Source organism: Pseudomonas sp. EA_65y_Pfl1_P113 (assembly GCF_963970525.1).
Taxonomy (GTDB): Bacteria; Pseudomonadota; Gammaproteobacteria; order Pseudomonadales; family Pseudomonadaceae; genus Aquipseudomonas; species Aquipseudomonas tritici.
This window is the reverse complement of record NZ_CAXAQM010000619.1, coordinates 1-445: the sequence shown is the minus strand read 5'-3', so window position 1 is coordinate 445 and position 445 is coordinate 1. Positions and strand designations below refer to the sequence as shown.

Sequence of the window (445 nt, the reverse complement as noted above, 5' to 3'; positions counted from 1 at the left end):
CGGTGGCTGTCGGGAACGAGCAGGGAAAGGTCGCGCAGCACTTCGGTATAATCGGCCCGATTATACGCCGCCTCGTCCATGCCATAGCTCAAAATCGTCTCGCGCCCTCCGAAGCGGCACAGCAGGCGCAACGCGTCCACGCTCCCGTTCAGGGCTTTGAGGAACACTTCTTCGTGGTTTCCCATCAGCACGCGGGTGTCGATTTCGCTGCGCTGCAAGGCGATGACACGGTCGATGACGGCGGCGGAGTGCGGGCCGCGATCGATCAGGTCGCCGAGGAAGATCAGCGTCTGCTGGGCGGGGGAACGCGCGGCATGATCGGCCGCGATCGTGGCGAGCAGATCGTCGAGCAGATCGAGCCGACCGTGAATGTCGCCAATGGCATAGACGCGTCGCCCCTCTGGTATCTGGCGACGCGGCATGGACTTGGATTTCGACAAAATAT

1 protein-coding gene is annotated in these 445 nt (G+C 62.5%); it reads right to left on the bottom strand.

Annotated elements, in window-relative coordinates; all coding sequences use genetic code 11:
- The coding region (locus AACY52_RS31400) for a metallophosphoesterase (RefSeq protein ID WP_339561558.1) at window positions 1-422 on the bottom strand (422 nt) is incomplete at its 3' end.
- Window positions 423-445 lie beyond the last annotated feature (23 nt).